The sequence below is a fragment of the Rhizobium sp. LEGMi-198b genome (genome assembly GCF_054114205.1).
Genome location: NZ_JBSYVH010000001.1, coordinates 173,394 through 196,117 on the forward strand (window position 1 = coordinate 173,394; position 22,724 = coordinate 196,117).

Annotated in this window: 21 protein-coding genes; 12 read left to right on the forward strand and 9 right to left on the reverse strand. The window is 59.3% G+C overall.

The genetic code is table 11. From position 1 onward, the window contains the following. From nrdR to ACXHXG_RS00845, 3 genes are all read right to left on the reverse strand, one after another. Entirely contained in the window at positions 1-477 is a 477-nt protein-coding gene (gene nrdR / locus ACXHXG_RS00835) for a transcriptional regulator NrdR (protein ID WP_028753312.1), read from the reverse strand. Between the two features lie 9 nt (positions 478-486). Then, positions 487-1,785 carry a serine hydroxymethyltransferase gene (glyA, locus tag ACXHXG_RS00840; RefSeq protein WP_104822617.1) on the reverse strand — a complete coding sequence of 433 codons (1,299 nt, stop codon included), beginning with the start codon at positions 1,783-1,785 and terminating at the stop codon, positions 487-489. A 177-nt stretch (positions 1,786-1,962) separates the two neighbouring features. Next, a complete protein-coding gene (locus ACXHXG_RS00845; protein ID WP_283049910.1) occupies positions 1,963-3,273 on the reverse strand; it encodes a L,D-transpeptidase family protein in 1,311 nt (436 codons plus the stop codon). 621 nt (positions 3,274-3,894) lie between these two features. Here ACXHXG_RS00845 and ACXHXG_RS00850 point away from each other — a divergent pair. After that, entirely contained in the window at positions 3,895-4,614 is a 720-nt protein-coding gene (locus tag ACXHXG_RS00850; RefSeq protein WP_457898226.1) for a hypothetical protein, read from the forward strand. A gap of 106 nt (positions 4,615-4,720) precedes the next feature. On the opposite strand, the gene ldtR is transcribed toward ACXHXG_RS00850, so the two are convergent. Then, the gene (gene ldtR, locus ACXHXG_RS00855) at positions 4,721-5,236 is read right to left on the reverse strand and encodes a transcriptional regulator LdtR (protein ID WP_028753315.1); all 516 of its coding nucleotides are present in this window, start codon (positions 5,234-5,236) and stop codon (positions 4,721-4,723) included. A gap of 131 nt (positions 5,237-5,367) precedes the next feature. Next, on the reverse strand, positions 5,368-5,805 hold the full coding sequence (locus ACXHXG_RS00860) for a DUF6163 family protein (RefSeq protein ID WP_283049909.1): 438 nt from the start codon (positions 5,803-5,805) through the stop codon (positions 5,368-5,370). Positions 5,806-5,950: 145 nt separating this feature from the next. Between ACXHXG_RS00860 and hemB the strand changes: the two genes are divergently transcribed. From hemB to ACXHXG_RS00890, 6 genes are all read left to right on the forward strand, one after another. Beyond that, a complete protein-coding gene (hemB, locus tag ACXHXG_RS00865; protein ID WP_457898227.1) occupies positions 5,951-6,964 on the forward strand; it encodes a porphobilinogen synthase in 1,014 nt (337 codons plus the stop codon). 175 nt (positions 6,965-7,139) lie between these two features. Next, entirely contained in the window at positions 7,140-7,598 is a 459-nt protein-coding gene (locus tag ACXHXG_RS00870) for an RDD family protein (protein WP_457898228.1), read from the forward strand. Positions 7,599-7,784: 186 nt separating this feature from the next. Further along, positions 7,785-8,561, forward strand: a complete 777-nt coding sequence (locus ACXHXG_RS00875; protein WP_457898229.1) for an arginyltransferase — start codon at positions 7,785-7,787, stop codon at positions 8,559-8,561. Continuing rightward, the gene (locus tag ACXHXG_RS00880; protein WP_457898230.1) at positions 8,562-9,443 is read left to right on the forward strand and encodes a DMT family transporter; all 882 of its coding nucleotides are present in this window, start codon (positions 8,562-8,564) and stop codon (positions 9,441-9,443) included. Positions 9,444-9,504: 61 nt separating this feature from the next. Further along, complete coding sequence (locus ACXHXG_RS00885) at positions 9,505-9,726, forward strand: AbrB/MazE/SpoVT family DNA-binding domain-containing protein (RefSeq protein WP_104822610.1); 222 nt, start codon at positions 9,505-9,507, stop codon at positions 9,724-9,726. Beyond that, the gene (locus ACXHXG_RS00890; RefSeq protein ID WP_457898231.1) at positions 9,726-10,115 is read left to right on the forward strand and encodes a type II toxin-antitoxin system death-on-curing family toxin; all 390 of its coding nucleotides are present in this window, start codon (positions 9,726-9,728) and stop codon (positions 10,113-10,115) included. The genes ACXHXG_RS00885 and ACXHXG_RS00890 overlap by 1 nt, the downstream gene beginning before the upstream one ends. A 95-nt stretch (positions 10,116-10,210) precedes the next feature. On the opposite strand, the gene parC is transcribed toward ACXHXG_RS00890, so the two are convergent. Next, positions 10,211-12,466, reverse strand: a complete 2,256-nt coding sequence (gene parC, locus ACXHXG_RS00895) for a DNA topoisomerase IV subunit A (RefSeq protein WP_283049901.1) — start codon at positions 12,464-12,466, stop codon at positions 10,211-10,213. Positions 12,467-12,691: 225 nt separating this feature from the next. On the opposite strand from parC, the gene ACXHXG_RS00900 reads away from it, so the two are divergent. Further along, positions 12,692-13,879, forward strand: a complete 1,188-nt coding sequence (locus tag ACXHXG_RS00900; protein WP_457898232.1) for a hypothetical protein — start codon at positions 12,692-12,694, stop codon at positions 13,877-13,879. A 66-nt stretch (positions 13,880-13,945) separates the two neighbouring features. Here ACXHXG_RS00900 and ACXHXG_RS00905 read toward each other — a convergent pair whose 3' ends face one another. Next, on the reverse strand, positions 13,946-14,602 hold the full coding sequence (locus ACXHXG_RS00905) for a TetR/AcrR family transcriptional regulator (RefSeq protein ID WP_457898233.1): 657 nt from the start codon (positions 14,600-14,602) through the stop codon (positions 13,946-13,948). A gap of 66 nt (positions 14,603-14,668) precedes the next feature. On the opposite strand from ACXHXG_RS00905, the gene ACXHXG_RS00910 reads away from it, so the two are divergent. Continuing rightward, positions 14,669-15,829: a serine hydrolase domain-containing protein gene (locus ACXHXG_RS00910; protein WP_457898234.1), complete on the forward strand. Its 1,161-nt coding sequence runs from the start codon at positions 14,669-14,671 to the stop codon at positions 15,827-15,829. A 71-nt stretch (positions 15,830-15,900) separates the two neighbouring features. Here ACXHXG_RS00910 and aspS read toward each other — a convergent pair whose 3' ends face one another. Both aspS and ACXHXG_RS00920 read right to left on the reverse strand, forming a co-directional pair. Then, positions 15,901-17,691, reverse strand: a complete 1,791-nt coding sequence (aspS, locus tag ACXHXG_RS00915) for an aspartate--tRNA ligase (protein ID WP_285168154.1) — start codon at positions 17,689-17,691, stop codon at positions 15,901-15,903. A 410-nt stretch (positions 17,692-18,101) separates the two neighbouring features. Beyond that, positions 18,102-18,458: an endonuclease domain-containing protein gene (locus tag ACXHXG_RS00920; RefSeq protein WP_457898235.1), complete on the reverse strand. Its 357-nt coding sequence runs from the start codon at positions 18,456-18,458 to the stop codon at positions 18,102-18,104. Between the two features lie 196 nt (positions 18,459-18,654). On the opposite strand from ACXHXG_RS00920, the gene ACXHXG_RS00925 reads away from it, so the two are divergent. The 3 genes from ACXHXG_RS00925 (at position 18,655) to ACXHXG_RS00935 (ending at position 22,624) form a co-directional block, all read left to right on the forward strand. Next, a complete protein-coding gene (locus ACXHXG_RS00925; RefSeq protein WP_457898236.1) occupies positions 18,655-20,049 on the forward strand; it encodes a multicopper oxidase domain-containing protein in 1,395 nt (464 codons plus the stop codon). A gap of 168 nt (positions 20,050-20,217) precedes the next feature. After that, the gene (rnd, locus tag ACXHXG_RS00930; protein ID WP_457898237.1) at positions 20,218-21,363 is read left to right on the forward strand and encodes a ribonuclease D; all 1,146 of its coding nucleotides are present in this window, start codon (positions 20,218-20,220) and stop codon (positions 21,361-21,363) included. Positions 21,364-21,571: 208 nt separating this feature from the next. Continuing rightward, a complete protein-coding gene (locus tag ACXHXG_RS00935) occupies positions 21,572-22,624 on the forward strand; it encodes an adenylate/guanylate cyclase domain-containing protein (protein WP_457898238.1) in 1,053 nt (350 codons plus the stop codon). The last annotated feature ends 100 nt before the right edge of the window (positions 22,625-22,724 follow it).

A 22,724-nucleotide genomic window follows, 5' to 3' on the forward strand; every position in this document is an offset into this window, starting at 1 on the left:
TCAGGGATCCAGCGGATCGCGGGCGATCTTGGCGTTGATCTCGGTGATCACCTGCTCGAAATCCTCCGCATGCGAGAAATCACGATAAACGGAAGCATAGCGCACGAAGGCGACATCATCGAGGCTCTTCAAGGCTTCAAGCACCTGCAGGCCGATCTGCTCCGAACTGATTTCCGTCTCGCCGGAGCTTTCCAGGCGGCGGACGATACCGGAGACGGCACGCTCAATGCGATCGCGGTCGACCGGGCGTTTGCGCAGTGCGATTTCGAAGGACCGCACCAGCTTATCCCGGTCAAAAGGCACCTTGCGGCCGGTCTTCTTGATGACCATCAGCTCGCGCAGTTGCACACGCTCGAAGGTGGTGAAGCGGCCGCCGCAATCCGGACAAATACGCCGCCGGCGGATGGACGTATTGTCCTCCGCCGGACGCGAATCCTTGACCTGCGTATCTTCCGAACCGCAATAAGGGCAGCGCATGCGCTCTCCTTAGCCCATGTAGCCGTACATGGGGAAGCGGCCGGTGAGGTTGACCACCTTCTCGCGCACTGCGGCCTCGACGGCGGCATTGCCTTCATCGGAGTTGGCGACCTTCAGGCCATCGAGCACTTCGATGATGAGATTGCCGATTTCGCGGAACTCAGCTTCCTTGAAGCCGCGCGTCGTGCCGGCCGGCGTGCCGAGGCGGACACCAGAGGTGACGAAAGGCTTTTCCGGGTCGAAGGGGATGCCGTTCTTGTTGCAGGTCACGTAAGCGCGGCCGAGGGCAGCTTCGGCGCGCTTGCCGGTGGCGTTCTTCTTGCGCAGGTCGACCAGCATCAGGTGGTTGTCCGTGCCGCCGGAGACGACATCGACACCGCCGGAAATCAGCGTTTCGGCAAGAGCCTTGGCGTTCTTGACGATCTGCGCCGTATAGTCCTTGAACTCCGGCTGCAGTGCTTCGCCGAGCGCTACGGCCTTAGCGGCGATGACGTGCATCAGCGGGCCACCCTGGAGACCGGGGAAAACGGCCGAGTTGAACTTCTTCGCCAGATCCTCTTCATTGGTGAGGATCATGCCGCCGCGCGGGCCGCGCAGAGACTTGTGGGTCGTGGTCGTTGCAACGTGGCAATGCGGGAACGGCGACGGATGCTGGCCGCCGGCAACGAGGCCGGCAATATGGGCCATGTCGACCATCAGGTAAGCACCAACGCTATCGGCGATCTCGCGGAAGCGCTTCCAGTCCCAGATGCGGGAATAGGCGGTGCCGCCGGCGATGATCAGCTTCGGCTTGTGCTGCTCGGCCTTGCGCTGCACTTCATCCATGTCGAGAAGGTTGTCGCCTTCGCGCACGCCGTAGGAAACGACGTTGAACCACTTGCCGGACATGTTGACCGGCGAACCATGCGTCAGGTGACCGCCCGAATTGAGGTCGAGGCCCATGAAGGTGTCGCCCGGCTGCAGCAGCGCGAGGAAGACGGCCTGGTTCATCTGGGAACCGGAATTCGGCTGAACGTTGGCGAAGTTGACGCCGAACAGCTTCTTGGCGCGCTCAATGGCGAGCTCTTCGGCGATATCGACGAACTGGCAGCCGCCATAGTAGCGCTTGCCCGGGTAACCTTCAGCGTACTTATTCGTCATGATCGAGCCCTGCGCTTCCAATACGGCGCGCGAGACGATGTTTTCCGAGGCGATCAATTCGATTTCGTGCCGCTGACGACCCAACTCCTTGCCGATCGCGCCAAAGATTTCCGGATCGGTATCGGCGAGCGAGCGATTGAAGAAAGGTTCGGTGGAAGCATTGGTCATCGTGGAAGCTCCTGAACAGGCCGGAACGGCAATGGAGACGGTATTAGCGTCAGGGTAGCCCGAGAGCAATACGATCAGCGACATTTGCTGAGCATTCTACGATGGAGGTCCCCAGCAAAGAAAAAAGCCGCATCCGAGGACGCGGCTTTCTGAGACTGTCGTCGCTATGGCGCCGGATTATTGAACCGGCTGCTCCATGCCCTGTGTCGTATCCAGCGCTAGCTGAGAATTGCCGTCGAGCTGATAGATATCGTCGCGGAACTGAACGATGCCGTTGCCAGCCCCCCAAGCGGAGATATAGACGAAATAGACCGGAACTTCCGTCGCCAGTGTGATTGGCGTGTTGACGCGAGTGGAAATGACCTGCTCGATATGCTGGCGCGGCCAGCCCGGCGTTTCGGCAAGCAGCCAGTTCGTCAGATCGCGCACGTTCTGCACGCGCACGCAGCCCGAGCTGTCAAAGCGCATCAGCTTGTTGAACAGACCCTGTTCGGGGGTGTCGTGCATATATTCGTTGTTGGGGTTGTGGAAGTTGATCTTCGTAGATGCCATGGCGTTGTTCTTGCCCGGATCCTGGCGGAACATCAGGTCCGGCGCCTTGTCCGAATTCCAGTCGATCGTCTCAGGCGCAACTTCCTGGCCCTTGCCGTCGAGCAGGCGGATATTGTTCTTCGTCAGGTAGGTCGGATCCTTGCGCATCAGCGGCACGATGTCCTTGACGACGATCGAGCGCGGCGCCGTCCAGTACGGGTTGAGAATGACCTCGTAGATCTTGGAATTGATGAGGTGCGTCGGGCGTGAGATGCGGCCGACGATCGCCTCGTGACGCAGCGCCACCTGACCGTCCTCAACGGCTTCGATATAGGTCGCCGGAACGTTGACCATGACGTGACGTCGACCGAGGTCGGACGGGAACGTCTGCAGGCGAACGAGGTTGGTGTTCAATTGCTGCAGGCGGACCTCGGCGGGAATGTTCATCGCCTTCAGCGTGAATTCGCCGATAACGCCGTCCGGCGGCAGGCCGTGGCGAGCCTGGAAGCGCTTGACGGCGCCATCGACGTAGGAATCGAATGCCGAGGACATGCCGGCTTCCTTCGGCAGGTCGCCGGTGACCATCAGGCGCTGGCGGAGCGCCTGTACGGAACCGTCGGTGACGCCGAGCTGAAGCTGCTGCTCGCCAGGATTGATCTGCGGCCAGCCGCCACCGGCAGCGATGCTCTGATACTGGGCGATCGCCTGCTGGATGTTCGGTACGGAATCGGGCCCGAGGATCGGCGTGTTGGAAACAACCGCTGCGGCAGTGCGCGCGGCGGCCTTCGCATCAAACTGATCGTCCCAGTTGCCGCGGGCGCGATTGTTGATCAGCGCATCGAGAGGCGTCTGGTCCTGTGCGAAAGCCGGGGCTGCCAAAGCGGCCACGCCAAAAGTTGCCGCAGACCGCAGGAAGGAGCGGCGCGAGAAGGGTTCAATTCCGGTTTTCTTCGACATATCCCACCGTTCGACGCTGCGGCCCAATTATCCGCAGCCAAGAGAGAAAGCAGTAAATCACTGCAGCTCGCGCCAAGTAACGCAGCTCTGTGTCAATCCGTTGCCTTAGCGCACACTAAAACTTCGCTCCGGACCATCACAATATTGCGAGCCCAAAGCCCTAAGGCATGAAGATCAAGACTTGAAAAGCGCCGTTTGCCGTTCGTTTCCGCTGTCATAGCAATATGGCCAATTCGTGTCGCCCGGCATGAAACTTGCGTTCACCTGCCGTAGCGGAAGAAACTCCATTTTGCGTTGCTAAAATACCACCAAATGATTGTGTTTCATAGCGCGTGCGGATCTCGCGTCAATGGCGCAGATGCAGCATACATGGTGTGCATCGCAACGTCGCGGCGGGGGCGTGGCAAAAAGCGCACAGCCGATGTGGGATCTTTTGCTCGGAACGAGCACAGCCGAAAGGCGATCAGGAAGCAAAGAGAGTGCAAGCAGCGGTCTTTCTCAGTACATGTGCTGCCCATCCTCACTGAGAGCCGCAAGCTCAGTTGTCTTGTGAGTTAGTTGTTTCCGGTATTGTGCTGGAAACTGTCGTTTCTTACCTTCTTGTCAACAAGAGGGGTATGGATGAACGACTTTCCTGAATTTGATGACCTTCCTGATGATCCCGAAGTTGCTTTCGTCCGGCTCTATGAGCGGGCCAACAAAGAATATCAGGAGCAGACCTACGACGTGCAGGACACCCGCGCGGCGGCCGTCGAGTTCATGAACACCATGCTTGGCGTCGCGCAGGGCCTCGAAATTTCTGGCTTTGAGGAGTGGACGATTCCCGACGACTGGGATGATATCTATCCCGCCTTCACGAGCTTTGACCGCGCCCTGAAACGTTACATCATGGAGGTGAAGGTCAGGAAATCTCGGGTAACGAAGGTTTACTCGGTGCAACTCAGTCCCGAGGACAAGGAGCGCATACACAGCCTCATTCGGGAAATCCGCGAGATACTGACGAGCGCGGACTTGCAGGACCGCAAGCGAAACTCTCTATTCAACAAGCTCAACGCCTTCGAGGCGGACGTGGATAGAGTGCGCACACGCTTTGACAACGCCACGCTCATGGCTATCGACATCATTGGTGTGGTTGACAAGGGTACCAATGCTCTGAAGCCCATCAACGAACTTCTGCGGCGTATTCAGGCCATCATGGGCAACGCCAAGGAAAGCGAGCCTGAGCAGAACCAGTTGCCTCCCCCGGCCGAACGGAAAAAATTACCTCCACCACCGAAGCGCATTGAGGGACCTTCCAACGGTGGCTTTTCTCGTGATTTGGACGACGATATCCCGTTCTGACGCTGGCACGCAAAGGGCGCAACGGTGCGCCTTCTCAAGCACCGTTGCGCCCTTTTGCGCCAGTCCGGAGGTTCTAACAAGCTGGAGGGAATGCCAGCCTAGCAGATTACAGGCGATACAAAATCTGGTCGTTCCAGAAGCGGTCGAGGCGCTGCAGGAGTTTGTTCATCTGGGTGAACTCGTCCGTGCCGATGCCGCCGACCTTGTCGATGGAGGCGATGTGGCGCTCGTAGAGCTTGGCGACGGTTTCGGCGATGTCCTGGCCGGTTTCCGTCAGGCTGATGCGGACCGAGCGGCGGTCGATGCGCGAGCGCTGATGGTTGATGAAGCCGAGGTCGACCAGCTTCTTGACGTTATAGGAAACGTTGGAGCCGAGGTAGAAACCGCGGGAGCGCAGCTCGCCGGCGGTCAGTTCGGAATTGCCGATGTTGAAAAGGAGCAGCGCCTGGACGGCGTTGACGTCGTCGCGGCCTTGGCGGTCGAACTCGTCCTTGATAACATCGAGGAGACGGCGGTGGAGACGCTCCACCAAGTGGAGCGATTCCATATACAGACCACGGATATCTTCGATCTGCTGGTCCCGAGCATTCGCAACTGCCTGCGGCTTGATTTTCGTGTTCATCATGACTTGGCCTCACTGTTTTGTTTGGCGGTGTCGTTTTCTTCCCGCCTTGAGTGAGACCCTATCGAATACACATAAAATTCTACTTAAACTGCAGGCTTAACAGCACCTTACCAGAAACTCTTGGTGTCTCAGGGTAAATCAACCATTACCTGCTGTTCGCGTCGGCGCTTCTCCAGCCAGAGCAAAATGCGGAAAATACAGTAGAGCACGGCGACGCCTGCATGCAGGATGACGATCAACGGATTGGAGCCGAAAATCTGTGGCCAGAGGCCATACATCAGCGCCTGACTGCCAGCCGCCAGCACCCAGATAACCGGTCCCCAGGAGACCGTCAGCCATAGGCCGAGGGCGGCGACCGGGAAGACGACGGCCAGCCCGGCGCCCGCCACCTTCCAGGGCAGGTTGAGGAGATCGAAACGCGCCTGGCCGTCCAGCGAATAGCCGACCAGCATCGACCAATATTGCAGGCCAAGCCAGAAACAGGCGATCGCAATCAGCCGCAGGAACAATACGAACAGAATGTCGGTCAGCGTATTCTTGGGTATGGTCGGAGAATCGGGTTCCATGCGCAGACAATAAGTAGAAGGCCAAAGGCTCGCCAGCGCTATAATAGCTGCGGCCTTTCGCCGGGTTTTGTTTCCGGGGGACAGCGTGATAGGTACGCTGCTCACCAATTGAGGCCATAGATAGACTAAAAAGGATGGCGGCACCATGCAGGACAAGACGCATCTTGTTGACGAGATCACCGGGCACCGGCGCATGCGGCGCAACCGCAAGGCCGACTGGACGCGCCGCCTGGTGCAGGAAAACCGCCTGACCGTCGACGACCTGATCTGGCCGATCTTTCTCATCCCCGGCAGCGGCATCGCCGAACCGATCCCCGCCATGCCCGGCGTCTTCAGGCTGACGGTCGACAAGGCCGTAGAAGCGGCAAAGGAAGCAGCCGATCTCGGCATCCCCGCGCTCGCCACCTTTCCGAACATCGAAATGGAGCTGCGCGACGAGACCGGCTCGAACAGTCTGGAAAAAAACAACCTCATCAATCTCGCCACCGCCGCCATCAAGAAGGCCGTGCCGAATATCGGCGTCATCACCGATGTTGCCCTCGACCCCTTCACCAGCCACGGACATGACGGCATTTTGCGCGGCAACGAAATCGTCAATGACGAGACCGTGGAACAGGTGGCGCGCGCCGCCGTCTATCAGGCCGATGCCGGCGCCGATATCATTGCGCCCTCGGAAATGATGGACGGGCGCATCGGTTTCATCCGCCGCGCGCTCGACGCCGCCGGTCACCAGAGCGTCAGCATCATGAGCTATGCCACCAAGTTCAGCTCCGCATTCTACGGCCCCTATCGCGAGGCGATCTCGACGGGCGGCCTGCTGAAGGGCGACAAGAAAACCTATTATATCGATCCGGCCAACGGCACCGAGGCGGTGCGCGATGCCGCGCTCGACGTCGAAGAGGGCGCAGACATGCTGATGGTCAAGCCCGGCCTGCCCTATCTCGACATCTGTTGGCGGCTGAAAGAGGCTTTCGGCCTGCCGACCTTCGCCTACCAGGTCTCCGGTGAATATTCGATGGTCAAGGCCGCCGCAGCCAATGGCTGGATCGATGGCGAAAGGGTGATGCTGGAAACGCTGCTCGCCTTCAAGCGGGCGGGCTGTGACGGCATTCTCACTTATTTCGCACCGGAAGTGGCAAGACTGCTGGCAAAGAGGTAATTCCCGGCCACAAAGCTTATTGCATTTGCCGGACCTCACACCATATGTTCGGCAAATGTTTCCCTGCTGCCTGCGCACCCTATCGAACGCGCAAGGAATGCAGTGGGATCTTTAGGCTGCGCATAAGCCTTTTCATCGGAGCGATAGAAAGGGTTATGCGCGAAGGAGAAAGACAATGAGCCTCAATCCAACCCCGCTTTATGCAGCACCGGACGACTGGCGCGCCTATAGTGGTGTGCTGAGCCGGCGCATCTTCGCCTTCATTCTCGACTATGTCATCGTCGGCTTGCTTTGCATCCCGGCAGCGGTGGTATTGTTCTTTGTCTCCGTCCTGACGCTTGGGCTGGGCTTCGTGCTCTATCCTGCCCTCTTCCTCATCGTCGCGGGTCTCTATTTCGGCTGGACGCTCGGCGGACCGCATCAGGCCTCGCTCGGTATGCGCGCCATGGGCATCGCCATGGTGCGGATCGATGGCCGGCCGATGGATTTTCTCACCGCGATCGTACACTTGGCACTGTTCTGGATCCTGAACTCCGTGCTAACACCCCTCATCCTGCTTGCAGGCCTATTCATCGAACGCAGCCGCCTGGTGCATGATCTCCTGCTCGGCACGGTCATCGTCCGAACGGCGTAAACCAAGGTTATTCCACTCAACCTCATACCCAACGGTTTGGTCGTCCCCATCATCATAAGAAAGCCCGCTTGCTTCTGAAGAAGCTGGGAAACTATGGCCTTGGACAAAGGACATAGTTGACGTTTTCTAAACTTGGGCCATGCTTGTGAGGAGTCGAATGCCGAACGGAAGGTTAATCAACGGCAGATGAACACGCAGTCGACGCCATCCCCGCAGTTTTATCTGACGGCACCGGCTGCCTGCCCGTACCTGCCGCGGGAGATGGAGCGCAAGGTCTTCACCCATCTCGTCGGGCCGCGCGCGGCGGAGATGAACGACATTCTGACCCAGGGCGGCTTTCGTCGCTCGCAGAACATCGCCTACCGCCCCGCTTGCGAATCCTGCCGTGCCTGTATTTCCGTTCGTATTCTCGCTCAAGAATTCGAACCCAGCCGGTCGATGAAGCGCGTCCTGTCGTCGAATAGCGATATCATCGCCACCGAATTCCCGGCGCAGCCGTCCAGCGAGCAATATTCCCTCTTCCGCCGCTATCTCGATTATCGTCATCAGCAGGGCGGCATGTCCGACATGACAGTGCTCGACTACGCGATCATGGTCGAAGACACCCACGTCAACACCCGCATCATCGAATATCGTCGGCGCGAGGAAGGCTCCGGGCTGGAGCAGCGGCCCAAAGGCGAGCTGCTGGCGGCAGCATTGACCGACGTGATGAGCGACGGGCTGTCGATGGTCTATTCCTATTTCAATCCCGATCTCGACCAACGCTCGCTCGGCACCTTCATGATCCTCGATCATATCAAGCGGACCAAGGCGCTCGGGCTGCCGCATGTCTATCTCGGCTATTGGGTCAAGGGCTCCCGTAAGATGGACTACAAGACGCGGTTTCAGCCGCAGGAACATCTGACGCCGCGCGGTTGGGAGCGCTTCAATCCCGCAGATGCCATCCTAGATCCCCCTCGCTGAATGCTCTCCCATCTCCCGGATCACAGAAAAGGCTTGCTGCTGACCTCAATCGGCGGTCTCACGTTGTCGATGGACATCCCGCTGATCCGGCTTTCGAGCGGCGACGTCTGGTCCGTCCTGTCGGTGCGCAGCATTGCGACGATCGTCGTCGCGCTTGCCGCCCTGATCGTCATCCGCCGCGTCACCGGATCACTGCGTAATACGCTGCCGGGCTGGATCGGGCTTCCCGTCGGCCTTTTCTACGGCCTGACGACCATCACCTTTCTCCTCGCCATCTACTATACGACGGCGGCGAATGTGGTGTTCATCATCGCTCTCAACCCGATGTTCGCTGCGCTCCTTTCCTGGATTTTCCTAAGGGAACGCCCCGCTCTTTCCACCATCGTCGCCATGATCGCGATGATCTTCGGCGTCGGCCTGATCGTGTGGGACGGCATGGAGGGCGGCCATTTCCTCGGTGACGCACTGTCGGTTCTAGCGTCTTTCTTCATCGCCTGCGCCATTACCATCGGCCGCGCCTCGCGAAGGGATATGGGCTTCGCCTCTCTCTTGTCCGCCATCGTCCCTGCCGCAGTCGGACTCTATCATGTCATGCCTTCGGGCATCGCCATCGATCATCCCGGCTGGATCCTGCTCGACGGCGCAGTTCTGATGCCCCTCTCCTTCTGGTGCCTCGCCACCGGCACACGCTTTCTCTCGGCGCCGGAAGTGGCGATGTTCTATCTGCTGGAAACGATCCTGGCACCGATCTGGGTCTGGCTGATCTTCGCCGAAGCGCCAAGCGACATGACGCTTGCGGGTGGGCTGGTGCTGATCGTGGCGCTTGCGGCGCATTCGTTGTGGCGGGCACGGGTGAGAGCGAGAGTGATGGCGGCGGGGTGAGCCGTGTTGTGACCGCAAGGGTCCTATGTTATAACAATGTTATTACATAGGGAGCAGAACCATGAACGTCGTGATCCGCAAGATTGGCAATTCCGAAGGGGTCATTATTCCTAGAGAAATTCTTGATCGTATGGGTCTTGAAGCCGGCGACACGCTGGAACTCAGCATGCAAGATGGCGAACTGCGCCTGCAGCCTACGGACGCAGATTTTGCGCGTCAAATGGAACATGCGCAGCGTTTCATGGATCAATACAAAGTGGCGCTGAAAAAATTGGCAGAATAATGCCTATTATTTTCCTGACGCGAACGCTCGTCGAACAGTTGCACAAGATACAAATCAAACGATTTGGAGGCTCGTACGGGTTAAGGGACGAAGGTGCCCTCGAATCCGCATTGGCGCGTCCTATCAACAAAGCTCAGTACGGCAGCGACGATGTTATCGAACTTGCAGCAGCCTATCTGTTTGGCTTGGAGAAAAGCCATGCATTCGTTGATGGCAACAAGCGTATCGCCATCGTGGCGGCTGCGATCTTTCTCATGGACAATGGTTACGAGATCCAGACAACGGACGCTAATCTCTACAGCTTTGTTCTTGCCATAGCCGCCGGTGAAATTGATGAAGAAAGCGCTATCCGTTTCTTCAGAGACGTCTGCATTCCCTATGCGGGCTGATGGCTCATCTTCTGCCCCACCCCTTCGCTCAAGCTCAGGGCGTTCGTCCCTCGAAACGCCCCACCGGGCGTTTCGTCGGTTACGCCGACCGCTCCTCACCCCGAAAACTTGCCGCTTCTCGGGAAGCCTTTCGGCACCGTGCGCCCGGCCGAGGCGCGTTCGGCAAGCCATTCTGTCAGTTCGTCCCTGGTCTTGGTGAAGGTGCGGCCGGCGCTGTCTTCCCAGGTCAGGCCATCGGCTATGGCGAAGCACTTGATATCGCCGACGCCGCCGTCCTTGTAGCGTTGCAGGCGCACGCCTTTGCCGCGCGACATTTCCGGGATCTGGGACAGCGGAAACACCACCATCTTGCGGTTCTCGCCGACGACGGCGGCGTGATCGCCCGAGATCGGCACGAGCAGTTTCGTCTCATCCGGCGTCGTCAGGTTCATGATCTGCTTGCCCTTGCGGGTATTGGCGACCAGTTCCACTTCCGGCACGATAAAGCCGTTGCCGGCGGTCGAGACGACCAGTTGCTTGCGCTGCGGATCGTGGACGAAGGCGGTCAGCACGTCCTGGTCGTTTTCCATGTCGACCATGATACGCAGCGGCTCGCCGTGACCACGACCGCCGGGCAGCTTGTCGCCGCCAAGCGTGTAGGCCTTGCCGCCGGTCGTGACGATCAGAATCTTGTCCGTCGTCTGCGCAGGGAATGCCACCTTCAGCCCGTCACCCTCCTTGAAGGTGAGCGTCGATGTATCGGAGATGTGGCCCTTCAGCGCACGAATCCAGCCCTTTTCCGAAACGACGACTGTGATCGGTTCCTTCTCGATCATCGCCTGCTGGATCGCAGCGTCGTCGGCCTCAGGCGCTTCGGCGAACTGCGTGCGGCGGCGGCCGATCTCGGTCGCTTTCGCAAATTTCTTCTTCACCTCGCCAATTTCCCACGCGACTGTCTGCCACTGCTTGTCGTCGGAGGCGAGCAAAGCCTCGATATCGGCCTTTTCCTTGGTCAGGCCGTCGAATTCCTTGCGGATCTCGAATTCTTCGAGCTTGCGCAAGGAGCGCAGCCGCATGTTGAGGATCGCTTCGACCTGATTGTCCGTTAGGCCGAACCGCTCCATCATCACGGGTTTCGGCTCATCCTCCTCGCGGATGATGGCAATGACCTCATCGATGTTGAGGTAGGCGATCAGGAAGCCGCCGAGGATTTCCAGGCGTTTTTCGATGGCCGCGAGCCGGAAGCGCGAACGGCGCAACAACACTTCCCGCCGATGATCCAGCCATTCCTTCAGCACATCGTTCAGCGCCATGACCTTCGGGATGCGGCCCATGGAGAGAACGTTCATGTTCAGCGGAAAGCGGCTTTCCAGCTCCGTCAGCTTGAACATCGATTCCATCAGGATCATCGGGTCGACGGTGCGGCTCTTCGGCGTCAGGACGACGCGGATGTCCTCGGCGGATTCATCGCGAACGTCCTCAAGCAGCGGGAGCTTGCGCGCCAGAAGCAGCTCGGCGATCTTTTCGATCAACCGCGATTTCTGCACCTGGAACGGAATTTCGGTAATGACGATCTGATAACCGCCGCGGCCGAGATCTTCCGTTTCCCACTTGGCACGGACGCGGAAACCGCCGCGGCCGGTCCTATAGCTTTCGATGATGCTGTCGCGATCGTCGATGATAATGCCGCCGGTCGGGAAATCCGGGCCGGGGATGAACTCCACCAGTTTTTCCACGGTTGCGTCGCGATCACGGATCAGATGCAGCGCCGCGTCACAAAGTTCGTGGGCATTGTGCGGCGGGATCGAGGTCGCCATGCCGACAGCGATGCCCGAGGAGCCGTTGGCGAGCAGGTTCGGGAAAGCACCGGGCAGGACGACCGGCTCCGAATTCGACTCGTCGTAGGTGTCGCGGAAATCCACGGCATCCTGGTCGATGCCTTCGAGCAGCAGTTCCGAGACTGCCGTCATCTTGGATTCGGTGTAGCGCATCGCGGCGGGGCTATCGCCGTCGATATTGCCGAAATTGCCCTGGCCGTTGACCAGCGTATAGCGTTGCGAGAAATCCTGGGCCAGGCGGGCCAATGCGTCATAGATCGACTGGTCGCCGTGCGGGTGATAGTTACCCATCACCTCGCCGACGATCTTGGCGCATTTGCGGAAAGCGGCGGTGGGGCGCAGGCCCATCTCGCTCATCGCATAAACGATACGGCGATGGACCGGCTTCAGGCCGTCGCGAACATCCGGCAGAGCGCGATGCATGATCGTCGACAAGGCATAGGCCAGGTAGCGCTCTTCGAGCGCCGCCTTGAGATCGACCGGAAGGATGCTGTCGTCGTCGCCGCCACCGGGCGGTAAAAGATTTTGTCCCATGGCCCTTGACTAGCCGAGAAGCCGATTCCCGGCAAGAAATCAGTGAAAGGCACTTGTGGATGACGCCTCAGTTCAAGCACGATCTGACGCAAGGTCAGACATAATTCTCGTGCATATATTTGCCATGATCATGGCATTGGAATTTTAGACGAACGCGAATATAAATCGCGCACTACACGCAAAATATGTACACCCGCCTACACCAGCTCAATGAGGAAAAGCCATATGACTTTTTATCGGACAACACGGCTGATGCTGTCCAGCGCCGCCATACTGTCTTTCGCCAGCTCCGCCTTCGCGCTCGACGGTAACGATCTTCTGAAGAAGATCAACGACGTCTACGGGCTGCAGGGCGCTTCGATTGCCGCCACGGGCATCGATATTGACGGTAGCACGGTGACGCTGAAGGGCGCCAGCTTCAAGGCAGCCGGAATGGACGACGGCCTCCCGCTCGGCGACATCACGATGGACGGTGTCGAAGAGAATGACGGCGGTTACACGATTGACGAAATCGCTTTTGCTGATGTCGACCTCAAAAAGGATGGCGCTGCCATTTCCGCCACCGACCTCACGCTGAGCGGCGTCGAAATTCCAGCCGACGCGACCAAGGGCGATCTCAGTTCGCTGCTCTATTACAAGAGCGCTCATGCCGGCGCCGTATCCGTCACCAAGGACGGCACCAAGGTATTTTCGATCGACGATGCCGACGCCACGATGGATAGGCGCGAAGACAAGTCGGGCATCGACTTCGACGCCAAGATCAACGGAGTCAAAGCCGATCTCAGCAAAGTCGACGACGCGAAGACCAAGGACGCGATCGAGGCGCTCAAGCTGCAGCAGATCAATGGCGCAATCGCCATGAAGGGTAGCTGGGAAATCGGACCCGGCACGATCGACATCACCGAATACTCCTTGAACTTCAATGACATCGGCAAACTGAACCTCGCCTTCAGCATTTCCGGCTACACGCCTGCTTTCGCGAAATCATTGCAGGAAGCGCTCAAGACGGTTCGTTCCAATCCGAACCAGCAGGAAGCTCAGCAGTCGGCTGGCCTCGCCATGCTGGGCCTCCTCCAGCAGCTAACTTTCAACAGCGCCCAGATCCGTTTCGACGACGCTTCGATCACAGCACGTGCGCTCGATTTCGCCGGCAAGAAGCAGGGCGTTTCCGGCAAGCAGCTCGCCGACACGCTGAAGGCTATGACGCCGATCATGATGGCGCAGCTCAACATTCCGGAGCTGCAGAATGCCGTTTCCACTGCCGTCAGCGCCTATCTCGACAATCCGAAGAGCCTGACGGTCAAGGCTACGCCAGACAAGCCGGTGCCGGTGCCGATGATCATCGGCGCTGCCATGGGAGCCCCGCAGTCGATCCCGCAGGTCATCGGCCTCAAGGTTTCCTCGAACGACTAAGCTGCCGTTCTCCAAGCTATTCAGAAACCCGGCGATCTCGGTCGCCGGGTTTTTCTTTGCCGCTGGTCAGATCTCCGGCCGAAGCTGATATTTCTTCAGTTCGCTCAGAGCATGAGACAACAGAGCAAACAATTCATCCGTGGTCGCACCGTCGCGCGCCTGGACGGACATGCCCTGCACGATTGCGCCCAGAAAGCGCGCAAGCGATCTGGCGTCGGCATCCGGCCGCATGTCACCCTCGGCGATACCGCGCTCGATTCGTGCCGTGAAAATAGCCAGCGCCTGCAGGCGCATCGATGCGACGTGATGGGCGATCGGCTCGTTTTCCTCTGCGCAGTTCAGCACCGCCGTCGATATCATGCAGCCTTTTGGATGCTCCGGCGCCGTGAAGATCTTGGCGGAATTCGTCAAAAAGCGCTCGAAGGCGGCTACCGTATCCACCTCGTCCGTAAACGGGTTCCCGGGCTCCGGTCGTGGCATGCGTCGATACTGCTCGAGCGCTTCCCGGTATAGCTCGGCCTTGGAGCTGAAGGCGGCATAGAGGCTTTGCGGCGTGATCCCCATGGCCGCCGTCAGATCGGCGATGGAGGAACCATCATAGCCATGCTTCCAGAACGTGTTGCGCGCGGCGGCAAGAACCGTCTCGCGATCGAAAGCGGGTGGGCGTCCACGCTTCCGAGGCACGGAATTTTCGGCCTCTTCATTATTTTTCACAATGGTCACTCTAGAAATAATCTCCGATCTGGTTTATTCAGGAATGGTCATTGTGATTATAGAAGGTTTTGCCCCATGAGTCTTCCCCTGGAAAATTCCGCATACCGGAGCGGCAGCCTTGCTGAAGGCGTCGATGCTGCGATTGATTCCGCCCTGGCGGATGAGAGGCTGGTCGGGGCTGTGGTCCTCATTGCCCGGGACGGAGAGCTGGTCTACGGCCGCGCTGCCGGCCTGGCGGATCGCGAGAACGAGGTGGTGATGCGGGAGGATGCCATCTTCCGTCTGGCCTCCATCACCAAGCCGATCGTCGCTATTGCCGCCATGCGCCTCGTCGAACAGGGTCGCATTGGGCTGGACGATCCCAAATGGCTGCCGGACTTCCGGCCGCGGCTGCCCGACGGAGGCGAGGCCGTTATCCGTATCCGGCACCTTCTCACGCACACGTCCGGACTGAGTTACACATTCGCCGATGAGCAGGACGGTCCGTATCATCGCGCCGGCGTATCCGACGGCCTGGACATACCGGGCCGGTCGCTGGCCGATAACCTCACGCGTCTCGCCAGCGCTCCCCTTCTCTTTCCGCCCGGCGAAGCCTGGCATTATTCGCTGGCAATGGATGTGCTCGGCGGCATCATCGAAAAGGAAACCGGCGGTGCTCTCGGCGATGCCGTTGCGGATCTGGTGATGAAGCCGCTCGGCCTTTTCGACACGGCCTTTTCGGTCCGTGACCGCAGCCGCTTGGCAGTCGCCTATGTGAATGGTGCATCGGGACTGCAGCCGATGGGAGATGAGGCGCTCGTTCCGATACTTGACGGCATGATCCGCTTCGCGCCGGACAGAATATTCAATCCCGGCTCCTATCATTCCGGCGGCGCGGGCATGGCCGGAACGGCAGGCGACATCCTCGCCATTCTGGAAACGGTGCGCAAGGGTGGTGCGCCGCTGCTGTCGGCCGATACGGTGAAGACGATGATGGCCGATCAGGCGGGTGGCCATATGCAGACGCTGCAAGCCGGCTTCGGTTTCGGCTATGGCTGGTCCGTCGTCACCGACGCCGTTGCGGCGCAGGCTCCATTCTCCAAGGGCACGATCAAATGGGGCGGAGTCTACGGCCATAGCTGGTTCGTCGACTCCGAGAAAAAGCTGACGGTCGTGGCGCTCACCAACACCGCTTTCGAAGGCATGTGGGGACAGTTCACGATCGATCTTCGCGATGCGATCTACGCCGCTCTCTAGGTTCTAACAGAGCACGAAAAACCCGGCGATTTCGGTCGCCGGGTTTTGTATTTCATCAAGCCAGAAAAGCCTTAGTCCTTCTTGACCGGCGGCACCGGGCGGATGGCCAGTTCGCGCAGTTGCGTCGGCGTTGCGGCCGAGGGAGCGCCCATTAGCAGATCCTGCGCCTGCTGGTTCATCGGGAACAGTGAGATCTCGCGCAGGTTCTTGGCACCGACCAGCAGCATGACGATGCGGTCGATACCGAAGGCAGCGCCGCCGTGCGGAGGCGCGCCGTACTGGAAGGCGCGGTAGAGGCCGCCGAAGCGCTCCTCGACATCCGCCTGGCTGAGGCCGACCTTTTCGAAGGCAGCAACCATGGTTTCCGGCGACTGGTTACGGATCGAGCCCGAAGCGATCTCGAAGCCGTTGCAGACAGCGTCGTACTGGAAGGCCTTGATCGTTAGCGGATCCTGGCTCTGCAGCGCCTCAAGGCCGCCCTGCGGCATGGAGAACGGGTTGTGTGCGAAATCGACCTTCTTCTCTTCCTCGCTCCATTCGAAGAACGGGAAGTCGACAATCCAGCAAAGCTCGAAACGGTCGCGGTCGACCAGGTTCAGCTCCTCGCCGGCCCTGGTGCGGGCCTCGCCGGCAAACTTGTAGAACTTGTCCGGATCGCCGGCGACAAAGAAGCAGGCGTCGCCATCATCGAGACCGAGCTGGGTGCGGATCGCATCCGTGCGCTCCTCGCCGATGTTCTTGGCAAGCGGGCCGGCGCCCTCGAGCTTCTCACCTTCCTTGCGCCAGAAGATATAGCCGAGACCCGGCTGGCCCTGGCTCTGCGCCCAGGCGTTCATCCGGTCGCAGAAAGCGCGCGAACCACCGGTCTTGGCCGGGATCGCCCAGACCTGAACCTTCGGGTTCGAGGCGATCATGTTGGCGAAGACCTTAAAGCCGGAGCCGGCGAAATGGTCGGTCACCGCTTCCATGACGATCGGGTTGCGCAGGTCCGGCTTGTCCGAGCCGTATTTGCGGATCGCTTCGTCATAGGGAATGCGCGGCCATTCCTTGGTGACGGGCTTGCCTTCGGCAAACTCTTCGAACACCTGGGTCATCAGCGGGCTCATGGTGTTCCAGACGTCTTCCTGGGTGACGAAGCTCATCTCGAGGTCGAGCTGATAGAATTCGCCCGGCAGACGGTCGGCGCGCGGATCTTCGTCGCGGAAGCACGGCGCGATCTGGAAGTAGCGGTCGAAGCCGGCAACCATCAGAAGCTGCTTATACTGCTGCGGTGCCTGCGGCAGGGCGTAGAAGGTGCCGGGATGAATGCGGCTCGGCACGAGGAAGTCGCGCGCGCCTTCCGGCGACGAGGCCGTCAGGATCGGCGTCGTGTATTCGGTGAAGCCCACTTCGCCCATATGGCGGCGCATGGAAGAGATAACCTGCGTGCGCTTGACGATGTTCCGGTGCAGCGTTTCGCGGCGCAGGTCGAGGAAGCGATACTTCAGGCGAACGTCTTCCGGATATTCCGGCTCGCCGAAAACCGGCAGCGGCAATTCCTTGGCAGCGGAGAGCACTTCGATCTCCTGCGCATAAAGCTCGATTTCGCCGGTCGGCATGTTCTTGTTGATCGTGTCTTCGGTACGGGCCTTCACCAGGCCGTCGATGCGGATGACCCATTCGCCGCGTACGGTCTCGGCAAGCTTAAAGGCCGGAGAATCCGGATCGGCGACAACCTGGGTGATGCCGTAGTGATCGCGCAGATCGATGAACAACACGCCACCATGATCTCGAACGCGATGAACCCAGCCGGAGATGCGAACGGTCGAACCGACGTCGGACTTGCGCAGGGCGGCGCATGTGTGGCTGCGATAGCGATGCATAGTATATATCCTGGACTTGGCGGACGGCGGCGAATGAGGACAAAAGCCCCTCGCCTGCCGACGAGAAAATCGGGCGGAAAAGCGCATGGTGCGCCTGATTTGTCAAGGCTCGAACGGCGCTTCTATCTCGCCCCCGGCGGGCGAGAAAGCAAAAACTTAGGCTTAGATGAGGGCTCGTCCCTCGTCTAAGTCTTAGTTTTTGCAAGAGAGGGGGTAGGCGGGGATGCGCAGAACTCTTGAACAAGGTTGAGCAAGAAGCGGACCCCCGCTCTTGCAATTTCAATGACTTAGAAATTGCGCCAAGCTTATGAGAGTGTGGAACCTTCCTGTTGCGCAATTCCTAAACCAGTGAAATTGCTTTCTCGCCCGCCAAGGGCGAGATAGGCTTCGAGCTTGCCTAAAGCTCCGGCTCATTCTCCGGTATTTTTCAGCTCTGCCAAGATCGTCAAACAGACTCCATCGAGATTCATGACGACCTCGTAGTTCCAGACCCGCAATATGCGAAATCGCTGACTTCTAAAGTGCTCGTCTCGTCTGAGATCCCGTTTACTTTCAGCGTGTTGCGCACCATCGACCTCAACGATCAACCGCGCTTCAAAACACACAAAGTCTACGATATAGCCATCGATCGGAACCTGTCGCTTGAATTTGAATCCCTCAAGCTGACTGCGACGCAAAGACTGCCAGAGCATGTTCTCAGCCTTGGTGGCATCACCGCGCATTGCTCTGGCAAATTGCCGATGTCGATCAGGAACGTTGCGATGCAAGAGTTCTCTCGTTTCCATTATCGTTATTGCGAAAAGCATCCGGTCAAATAGATTTCTACTATTACGAGAACTACGCGCCAACGGCAATCACTACTATCAGTGGCCGATGCGGCAATTCAGCTACCCCAGCCCTATTGCTGAAGACCATAGTCAACTTTAAACAGGCAGGCACATCCCCGTGTCCCCGGAGCTTCGCATGCCTATCCTTACCCGCCGCAATCTTTTGAAAGCCTCGGCCGTTGCCGGTGCCTATGGCGTGGGGCTTGGCATCGCCAGCAGGTTTGGCGGCAGCGCGGTAGCGGCGCCGGAGCCGCAGGTGCTGAAGGCTGCGAAGATCCAAGCCAGTTTGATGGACGTCGGAGCCACCAAGGATGTCCTGACCTATGGCGACGCCGGCATGCCGCCCGTCCTGCGCATGAAAAAGGGCGAGCCCTTCGCCGCACGCCTGATCAACGGCATCGATGACCCGACGACGATCCACTGGCATGGTATCCGCCTCCCGAACAAGATGGACGGGGTGCCCTTCCTGACGCAGCCCTACGTCTATATGGGCGACCATTTCGATTATGCCTTCACGCCGCCCGACGCCGGCACCTTCTGGTATCATCCGCATTGCAACACGCTGATCCAGATGGGACACGGCATGACAGGCGTCGTCGTCGTAGAGAATCCGAAGGATCCGGCATTCGATTCGGAAATAGTTCTCAATCTTCGCGACTGGCGGCTCGGCGGCGACGGCCAGTTCATCGCTCCGTTCCGCCCGCGCGATTCCGCCAAGTCCGGCACCTATGGGACGGTGCGGACGGCCAACTGGCAGCAGCAGCCGCAATATGACGCGCCCTCCGGCGGGCTGGTGCGGCTACGGCTCGCCATCACCGACGTCACGCGCATCTATTCTTTCCGCATGGATGGAGCCGAGGCAACGGTGATCGCCGTCGACGGCAATCCGGTGCCGCAGCGCTTCCCGCTCGATCTGCTGCAGCTCGGACCCGGTCAGCGGCTGGAATTGGCCGTGCGCATGCCCGATAACGAAGGTGCAATCGTCAAGCTCGAGGATATCAAGGGCACCGATCCCAAGGTGCTCGCAACGCTGCGATCAGTCGGCAGCTCGCTGAAGCGCGACGTTCGCGATCTGGCGCCCCTCGAAGACAATCCGGTCGCAAAAGCCGATATCGGCTCGGCGGAGCACATTCCGCTGATCCTCAGCGCCACGGCGGAAAATACCGCCGACAACAGCATTTGCGGCTCGCTTGGCTACAGCTTCTGGGCCATCAACAAGGTGCCGTGGCCGGGCGATACGCCCGATCCGACCGCACCGCTCGCCGAACTGAAACTCGGCAAGAGCTATGTCATCGACATGGAAAACGTGACGCCGCATTCGCATCCGATTCATCTGCACGGCATGAGCTTCACGGTGCTCTCCTCTTCGACGCGCCAGGTGCGGCCCTTCGTCTCCGACACCTACCTGATCCAGCCCAATGAAAAGGTGCAGCTCGGCGTCGTCGCCGACAATCCCGGCGACTGGGTGTTGCATTGCCACATTATCGAACATCAGAAAACGGGCATGACCAGCTATGTGCGCGTGGCTTAGGCACGATCCCGAAACGGGCTTCATGCTCGCTCAGGACGACCCCAAGTACTTTCCGCAATTCCACTTAAAAGCGGCGACCGTACCGGGCTTGCCCTTTCGACGTATTGACATCTCCCATCGAAAGGGGAAGGAAGGTTAACGGACTATTTTACCGATGAATGTGTTGATATGATCGAAACTACCGCCCAATTGGAGGCGGCCTGCCAAGAGCTGGCCAAGTCAGAATTCATTACCATCGACACCGAATTCCTGCGCGAGACGACCTTCTGGCCGGAGCTTTGCCTGATCCAGATGGCGAGCCCCACGACCGAAGTGCTGGTCGATCCGCTGGCCAAGGGCCTGGACCTGAAACCCTTTTTTGAGCTGATGGCCAATCCCGCTGTCATGAAGGTGTTCCACGCCGCACGCCAGGACATCGAAATCATCTTCAATCGCGGCAACCTCATACCGCATCCGATCTTCGACACCCAGGTGGCCGCCATGGTCTGCGGCTTCGGCGATTCGGTCTCCTACGATCAGCTCGTCAGCCGCACCAAGAACGTTCACATCGACAAGTCTTCGCGCTTCACCGACTGGAGCCGCCGGCCGCTGTCGGAGAAACAGCTCGACTATGCGCTGGCCGACGTCACTCACCTGCGCGACGTCTATCTTTCGTTGAAAGAGCAGCTCGAACGTGAAAGCCGCGCCTCCTGGCTGCTCGAAGAAATGGCGATCCTCGAAGCGCGCGAGACCTACGACCTGCATCCGGACGATGCCTGGCAGCGGCTGAAGATGCGGCTGCGCAAGCCGCAGGAACTGGCCGTTTTGAAATATGTCGCCGCCTGGCGCGAACGCGAGGCGCGCGCCCGCAATGTGCCGCGCGCCCGTGTGCTGAAGGACGATGCCATCTACGAAATCGCCCAGCAGCAGCCGAAGGACATGGAAGCGCTCGGCCGCCTGCGCACGATCCCGAAAGGTTGGGAGCGATCCGCCTCCGGCACGGCCGTATTGGAGGCAATCAATCAGGCCCTGGCCTTGCCCAAGGCCGAAATGCCGCATGTGCCGCGTCATCAGCAAGCGCCGGAAGGCACAGCCGCAGCGGCCGAACTGCTGAAGGTTCTCCTGAAGCTCATCGCTGAAAAACACGGCGTCGCCCCGAAAGTCATCGCCAACAGCGAGGATCTGGACAAGATTGCCGCCGAAGGCGAGAAAGCCGAAGTGGCCGCCCTCACCGGCTGGCGACGCGATCTTTTCGGCGAGACGGCGCTGCAGCTCATCCAGGGCCAGGTGGCCTTGCGCTTCGTCGGCAAGCGGGTCGAGACGGTCAGTTTGTAGTCACGTGACCTTTGCCGATCGGTCGGCGATGCCGAACATTTGGCGGTTGCGCGCCATTTAAAAATAGAGATGCTGGTTGCGAACGCGATTGTGCCGCACATCCGCCAGGATGGGCGCTTAGCGCAATCACATAATTGATGGCGCACAGGCCTTTTCCCGAACCAATCCCGGTTTGGGGGCACGCGCCGGCTCTTGGCGGATCGGCAGCATGGGAAGATTCCCTTCAGCGCTCAACTGGATTTTGACCGCGGCCGTCGTCGCCGCAAGCGGCGTCCTCTATGGCAAGCTGTTTTTCCATGCGTCACCGCTGTATATCGGCGCAATCTACGCATTGTTCTGCGGCATGCCGGCGCTGGCCTTCGAACGCCGCATGATCCTGCCGCGCTTGAACCATTGGATGCATAGCCTGCCCACGCCGGCCTTCATCCTATCAGCCTTGATTGTCGATTTCGCCTTGATCGCCATCGGTTTCGCAATGGCCGGCGGCCTGATGAAATCGCTGAACCTGATCAACGACACCTGGGCCAACGTCATGCTGCTGCAGGTCGACGTCTATATCTATGCCGTTCTGGTGACCGCGATCATCATTTTCGTCGGGCGCGTACGGGAGCTGCTTGGCCGCGACGTCTTCCTCAGCCTGTTGACCGGCCGCTATCGCAATCCGATGCAGGAAGAGCGCGTGTTTCTCTTCATCGATCTCGTCGGTTCGACGGCCTTCGCCGAGGAGCATGGCGACCTCAGGACACAGCAATTTCTAGGCTCGGTATTCAGCGCGTTCGCCGAGCCGGTGAGGCGATATAAGGGTGCGATCGACGACTATATCGGCGATGCCGCCATCATCACCTGGCCTCTTCGGCGTGGCGTGAAGAATGCCCGTTGCATTCGCTGTGTCTTCGACATCCTTGCCGATATCGAGGCGAATGCGGAGACATGGCTGAAATCCTACGGCAGGGTGCCGCGGCTGAGGGCCGCCTTGCACGGCGGCAGCATCGTCACTGCCGAAATCGGCATCGACCATCACAAGATCGCCTATTTCGGCGACACGGTGAATACCACCGCGAGGCTGGAATCGCTCTGCAAGACGCTGGAGCGACAGGTGCTGATCTCAGCCGATCTTGCAAGACGGATCGAGCTTCCCGACGATATCGCCAGGGAAGAACTTGGCGACCATGCCGTTCGCGGTCGCGACCAGACACTCGGGGTGATTGCCCTGCATAGGGCGAGGAGGCCAGAGCGGAAGGCGATAGGTGGGAGGTCGTAGGCAGGGAGTTATTATCTTCCTTGCCTATTGCCTATTGCCTATTGCCTAGTCCCCAAGACCCTACACCCTATCGGTTGTCCACAGTCACCAAAGCTTCACC

Excerpts from the sequence above, each read along its gene's own strand:
- nrdR (WP_028753312.1), bottom strand. The coding sequence starts at position 477 with ATGCGCTGCCCTTATTGCGGTTCGGAAGATACGCAGGTCAAGGATTCG.
- glyA (WP_104822617.1), bottom strand. The coding sequence starts at position 1,785 with ATGACCAATGCTTCCACCGAACCTTTCTTCAATCGCTCGCTCGCCGAT.
- ACXHXG_RS00845 (WP_283049910.1), bottom strand. The coding sequence starts at position 3,273 with ATGTCGAAGAAAACCGGAATTGAACCCTTCTCGCGCCGCTCCTTCCTG.
- ACXHXG_RS00850 (WP_457898226.1), top strand. The coding sequence starts at position 3,895 with ATGAACGACTTTCCTGAATTTGATGACCTTCCTGATGATCCCGAAGTT.
- ldtR (WP_028753315.1), bottom strand. The coding sequence starts at position 5,236 with ATGAACACGAAAATCAAGCCGCAGGCAGTTGCGAATGCTCGGGACCAG.
- ACXHXG_RS00860 (WP_283049909.1), bottom strand. The coding sequence starts at position 5,805 with ATGGAACCCGATTCTCCGACCATACCCAAGAATACGCTGACCGACATT.
- hemB (WP_457898227.1), top strand. The coding sequence starts at position 5,951 with ATGCAGGACAAGACGCATCTTGTTGACGAGATCACCGGGCACCGGCGC.
- ACXHXG_RS00870 (WP_457898228.1), top strand. The coding sequence starts at position 7,140 with ATGAGCCTCAATCCAACCCCGCTTTATGCAGCACCGGACGACTGGCGC.
- ACXHXG_RS00875 (WP_457898229.1), top strand. The coding sequence starts at position 7,785 with ATGAACACGCAGTCGACGCCATCCCCGCAGTTTTATCTGACGGCACCG.
- ACXHXG_RS00880 (WP_457898230.1), top strand. The coding sequence starts at position 8,562 with ATGCTCTCCCATCTCCCGGATCACAGAAAAGGCTTGCTGCTGACCTCA.
- ACXHXG_RS00885 (WP_104822610.1), top strand. The coding sequence starts at position 9,505 with ATGAACGTCGTGATCCGCAAGATTGGCAATTCCGAAGGGGTCATTATT.
- ACXHXG_RS00890 (WP_457898231.1), top strand. The coding sequence starts at position 9,726 with ATGCCTATTATTTTCCTGACGCGAACGCTCGTCGAACAGTTGCACAAG.
- parC (WP_283049901.1), bottom strand. The coding sequence starts at position 12,466 with ATGGGACAAAATCTTTTACCGCCCGGTGGCGGCGACGACGACAGCATC.
- ACXHXG_RS00900 (WP_457898232.1), top strand. The coding sequence starts at position 12,692 with ATGACTTTTTATCGGACAACACGGCTGATGCTGTCCAGCGCCGCCATA.
- ACXHXG_RS00910 (WP_457898234.1), top strand. The coding sequence starts at position 14,669 with ATGAGTCTTCCCCTGGAAAATTCCGCATACCGGAGCGGCAGCCTTGCT.
- aspS (WP_285168154.1), bottom strand. The coding sequence starts at position 17,691 with ATGCATCGCTATCGCAGCCACACATGCGCCGCCCTGCGCAAGTCCGAC.
- ACXHXG_RS00925 (WP_457898236.1), top strand. The coding sequence starts at position 18,655 with ATGCCTATCCTTACCCGCCGCAATCTTTTGAAAGCCTCGGCCGTTGCC.
- rnd (WP_457898237.1), top strand. The coding sequence starts at position 20,218 with ATGATCGAAACTACCGCCCAATTGGAGGCGGCCTGCCAAGAGCTGGCC.
- ACXHXG_RS00935 (WP_457898238.1), top strand. The coding sequence starts at position 21,572 with ATGGGAAGATTCCCTTCAGCGCTCAACTGGATTTTGACCGCGGCCGTC.